The organism is Aminobacter sp. P4_H6_2, from assembly GCF_056400805.1.
Genome location: NZ_JBFUKO010000412.1, coordinates 1 through 4847 on the forward strand (window position 1 = coordinate 1; position 4847 = coordinate 4847).

A 4847-nucleotide genomic window follows, 5' to 3' on the forward strand; every position below is an offset into this window, starting at 1 on the left:
GTAAAAGGTCCGCGCAGATCCTTGCGGGTCAGCTCATAGGTGACCAGGGCTGGGCTCGAGGAGGTTGCCAACAGCTTATCCCAGGTCTCCCGAGTGAGCTTGCCATCGGCAGGGAATCCATTCGCCGTCTGGAAGGCCCTGACCGCACTGGCGAAGTTCTCTCCGAGGCGGCCGTCGATCAGGCCCGGCGAGAAGCGCGCACGATCCAAAAGAATTTGCGCCTTCAGAACCGCTGAGCTGAAACCTTTTGGTCCGTCGGAGGCGTATTGAGCCTGGTTGACGGCGGTCAGGTCCAGCTTAGCCGCTTCCGACCCGCCGCAAGCGAGGAGGAACGCTGCGGCGACAACTAGGAGCCTGATCATCGATTTCACTCCGGACGGAAACCTGCCTATATGACGCGGCACGACTTGTTTGGTTCCGTTCCTCGGCCCAAGGCGTTCTAGTTCAAGGCTTTAGCGCCGGCTTGGCGCTTTTCAGAAGTTTTTTCGCAGGGTTGAGCCCCGCACGGTCCAAACGACCTGTCGAGGCTCGCAGGGCAGCTTAAGGGTGCTCGCTTTGCCGCCATCCGTTCCTTTCAAGATTTGCTGAAACGAGCAGAAGATGCCGACGGTGTCCAACCGGCAGTTAAGACGCGCGCGACAGCTACAGGAGAACCTACGCGAGACACGCAAGGCAGACCTTCCACCAATCCGCGCGGCGAAGAAGCAAGCAAGGCCGGGCCTGCGTCGGCGGCGGAGCCATTGCAGATGAGGGACGTTGTCACCCCAAGGGACATCGCCCTTAAGGAAAATTCAACAAAATGAAAAAGCTATTCTCAGGCCTATGCGCGGGCAGCCTGGCCGCCACTTTTGCACTCACGAGCGTTCCCGCGAACGCTGCGCCGGCTTTCCTGCCGCCTACCGCAAGCGTTCAGTCCGATATCATCCAGGTGCAGGATGGGATGAAGTGGCGCAAGAAGGATAACCGCAAAAATGGCAACTGGAACGGCGGTGACTTTCGAAGGAGCGGCAATTCCGCCTACTACAACGGCCACAAGGGCTATCGGTACCAGCGCCGCGGCTATCAGGAATACAACGGTTTTTGGTTTCCTGCCGGGGCATTTGTCGCAGGAGCACTGATCACCGGCACAATCATCAACAACAACAACAGCAACAACGGTGGCGGAAGCGCACATGTCGAGTGGTGCTATGATCACTATCGTTCATACCGCGCATACGACAATACGTTTCAGCCGAACTATGGCCAGCGCCGGCAGCGCAACTCGCCATTCGGCTGATCACTGATTCAGTGGGCAAGACCCCACACCGCCGCTCCGCGAAACCCGGAGCGGCGATTTTGTCGTCCGCTGAAGCGGCAGTGCATTCCAACCTAGAGGTGTCACCATGGCCACGTTCAATGCGTTGAAGATGCAGGAAATTGACGAAAACGCCCTGCTTTCGACAGAGGAAAAAATAGTCGAGCTGCGAAAGATCGAATCCGAAGCGCGCGCTCTGCAAAGGGCCGCATCTGAAAGTTCGATGAATAACAGCGACGGATGGGAAGACGATTTGCGTCAGGTCCGCTTTGCCCTGTACCGGCTTGGGGCGAAAGAGCCACAAAAGGGCGCCGCCACCCTTTGAACCCAATGTTTGGCAAAGGCCAGGGCACCACAATGTCATCATGGCGGCTGCCAGCCCAGCGGCGGCCAACCGCCCGCTAGCACTTGTCGGCTTTTGGTGAATCGATGCGACCACAGGAATGACCGCCATGAAGGCGCGAAGCCGTCCGTCCCTACGGTTGCCGCATATCGTGCGCGCTCGTCAGGCAAAAATGCAGGATGATCAACCGCCGCCAGCATCGAGCGGTTGAACTGCTGCCCCTGGGAAAATCTTCTGGAGGTTGCCGGAGATGATCTTGTCACCCTCTTTGATGCCGTTTGTCAGCGTCACGAGATCGCCATCGGTGGGGCCCAATGCGACCACGCGCTGTTCGACAAGATTGTCCTTGCCCACGACGTAGACGTATTTGCCAAACTGACTGGAGCCCAGCGCCGTCTGCGGCACCATCAGCGCGTTCGGCAATTCCCTGATGTGCAGGCGAATGCGAACATATTGGCCTGGGAGCAGTGAGAGGTCGAGGTTCCCGATCGTTGCGCGGGCGGCAATCGTGCCTGTGTTGCGCTCCACGGCATTGTCGATGAAGGTCAGCTTGCCTTCACGCGGCTTGCTATCGCTGCCGGGGATGATGACCTCGGTCTCCACCGTGCCGTTGGCAAAGGCCTTCTGAATCTCGGCCAGTTCGGTCTCGCCCGGGTTGAAGGTGATGTAGATCGGCGAGAGCTGGACGAGATTGTTCAGCGGCGTGCCGGCGGAGCTGGTGACCAGCGTGCCTTCCGGCGCCTGATTGCGTCCGAGGCGACCGGCGAAGGGGGCGCGGATCTCGGTGTTTTTCAGATTGATCTCGGCGGTCCGCAAGGCCGAACGTGATATGGCGAGTGCTGCTTCGGCCTGTCGCACCGCGCTCCGGCGTTGGTCGAACCCGTCCTTGGCCAGGTAGCCGTTGTCGGCGAGCTTGTTGCCGCGGTTCAGACTGGACTTGAGGTATTCGAGCGATGCCTGGTCACGCTCGATCTGCGCCTTGGCCTGATCGAGCGCGGCCTGATAGTCCGAGGCCTCGATTCTGTAGAGCAGGTCGCCTGCCTTCACGTCGGTGCCGTCCGATACCGGCTGTTCCTGAAGATAGCCTGACGCCTTGGCGCGCAGCGTCACATTGCGGATGGCTTCCGTGCGCGCGGCATATTCGAGATAGATGGGAATTGTCTTCTTCACCACGCCGACCACCGGCACCGGCATTGCCTGGGGAGCCGCAGCCGATGGTGCGGCACCAGCAGTCGTGCTGCCGACGCCCCAGCCATGTTGAGCCAGGAGGTAGCCGCCCGCCACAGCCAGTGCGAGAAGGCTGCCGTTCAGACCGAGTTTGAAAATGCGCATCTGGATACTCCTGATTTATTCGGCCGGCTCGACCACCTGGGACGGCAACGAGCGGCGCGCGAAACGTTCACGCCAGGTTTCGAGGACGACGTAGAAGATCGGGACGAAGGCGAGGGTCAGCACGGTCGCGATCAGCATGCCGCCGAAGACGGTGGTGCCGATCGATTGCCGGCTTGCCGCGCCGGCGCCTGACGCCAGCATCAGCGGGACGACGCCCAGGATGAAGGCGAAGGCCGTCATCAGGATCGGGCGCAGCCTGAGGCGCGCGGCTTCGACGGCCGCAGCGACGATCTCTATGCCTTCTTCACGCCTACGCTTGGCAAACTCGACGATCAGGATCGCATTCTTGGCGGCGAGGCCGATCAGCATGACGAAACCGATCTGCGAGTAGACGTCGATCTGCAGGCCCCGCACCCAGATCGCCAGCAATGCGCCGAGCAGGGCAAGCGGAACGGCGAGCAGCACGACGAAGGGCATCGACCAGCTTTCGTACTGCATGGCCAGAACCAGGAAGCAGAAGACGATCGCCAGGCCGAAGACAAGGGTTGCGATCGAGCCGGCCCGGATCTCCTGATAGGTGATGCCGGTCCATTCGAAGGAGAAATCCCGCGGCAAGGCGGTTGCCGCGACACGCTCCATGGCGGTGACGGCCTGGCTCGAACTGAAGCCTTCGGCTGCGGCACCATTGATGAGAGCGGAGGGATAATTGTTGTAGTGGGTGACCGTTTCCGGTCCAGAAACTGCCTTCAGCGCGCCCAGCGTGCTGAGCGGCACCATGTCTCCGGAACTGCTGCGGACATAGAGCCGTGAAATGTCGGTGGCCTGGGCGCGCGCCTGCTGTTCGGCCTGAAGGGTGACGCGAAAGGTGCGGCCGAACAGGTTGAAGTCGTTGACATAGAGCGAGCCGAGATAGATCTGCAGCGTCGAGAAGATGTCAGGCAGGTTCAGGCCGAGCAGCTTCGCCTTGTTGCGATCGAGGTCGTAGGAATATTGCGGGGTCGAGGTGCTGAAGGTCGTGAACAGCGTGAACGGGTTCAACTCCGGCTGCTTGCGGGCCTCGGTGAGCAGGGCCTGCGTCGCCTCATCGAGTGCCGCGGCACCGCGGCCGGTCAGGTCCTCGACCTGAAACTCGAAGCCGCCCGTCGCGCCGAGACCCTGAATGGAGGGCGGGTCGAAGGCGAGAACCAGCGCTTCCGGAATCTGGATCAGCTTGCCCTGGGCAATGTTCTTGAGCTCGGTCGCGCTTTCGCCGGGGCCGCGCTCGTCCCACGGCTTGAGCACTGCGAACTGGACGCCCGCATTGGACTGGTTGGCGAAGGTGAGGAAGGAGAAGCCGACGACGGAGCCGACGGATTCGACGCCAGGCAGGTCGCGGAGAATTTCCTCCGACTTCTTCGCCACGGCTGCCGTGCGTTCCACCGACGCACCGTCAGGCAATTGGAGGACGACGAAGAAGTAGCCCTGGTCTTCGACGGGCAAGAAGGTGGAGGGAATGCGCTGGGACAATGCGTAGGTTGCGTACAGGGCCAGCCCGAACAGTCCGATGAACGCCCAGCGCCATCGGACGAAGCTGCGAATGCTGCCGGCATAGGCGTTCGACATCCAGTGGAACCCGGCATTGAACCAGCGGAACAGGATGAATTTCGGCGCGCCGCGATGGCGCAGGAACACGGCGCTCAACGCCGGGCTGAGCGTCAGCGAGTTGAAGGCCGAGATGGCGAAGGAGATCGCAACCGTCAGCGCGAACTGGTTGTAGAGCTGGCCGGCGACGCCCGGTATGAAAGCGACGGGGACGAAGACGGCGAGCAATACGCCTGTCGTCGCGATGATCGGGCCGGTGACTTCCTTCATCGCGATTTTTGTCGCCTCCAGAGGCGG

Annotated in this window: 5 protein-coding genes; 2 read left to right on the plus strand and 3 right to left on the minus strand. The window is 61.2% G+C overall.

The annotated features are described in order from the left end of the window. Nucleotides 1-362: peptidoglycan-binding domain-containing protein (locus AC1DUU_RS23080; protein ID WP_476785719.1), on the minus strand; the 362-nt coding region annotated here is incomplete at its 3' end. 437 nt (nt 363-799) lie between these two features. On the opposite strand from AC1DUU_RS23080, the gene AC1DUU_RS23085 reads away from it, so the two are divergent. Both AC1DUU_RS23085 and AC1DUU_RS23090 read left to right on the plus strand, forming a co-directional pair. Beyond that, entirely contained in the window at nt 800-1276 is a 477-nt protein-coding gene (locus AC1DUU_RS23085) for a BA14K family protein (protein ID WP_476785715.1), read from the plus strand. A gap of 106 nt (nt 1277-1382) precedes the next feature. Then, complete coding sequence (locus tag AC1DUU_RS23090; protein WP_476785716.1) at nt 1383-1619, plus strand: hypothetical protein; 237 nt, start codon at nt 1383-1385, stop codon at nt 1617-1619. A gap of 201 nt (nt 1620-1820) precedes the next feature. Here AC1DUU_RS23090 and AC1DUU_RS23095 read toward each other — a convergent pair whose 3' ends face one another. Then, nucleotides 1821-2969, minus strand: a complete 1149-nt coding sequence (locus AC1DUU_RS23095) for an efflux RND transporter periplasmic adaptor subunit (protein ID WP_476785717.1) — start codon at nt 2967-2969, stop codon at nt 1821-1823. A 15-nt stretch (nt 2970-2984) separates the two neighbouring features. Next, nucleotides 2985-4847 (minus strand): efflux RND transporter permease subunit (locus tag AC1DUU_RS23100; RefSeq protein ID WP_476785718.1); only part of this gene is annotated, 1863 nt, incomplete at its 5' end.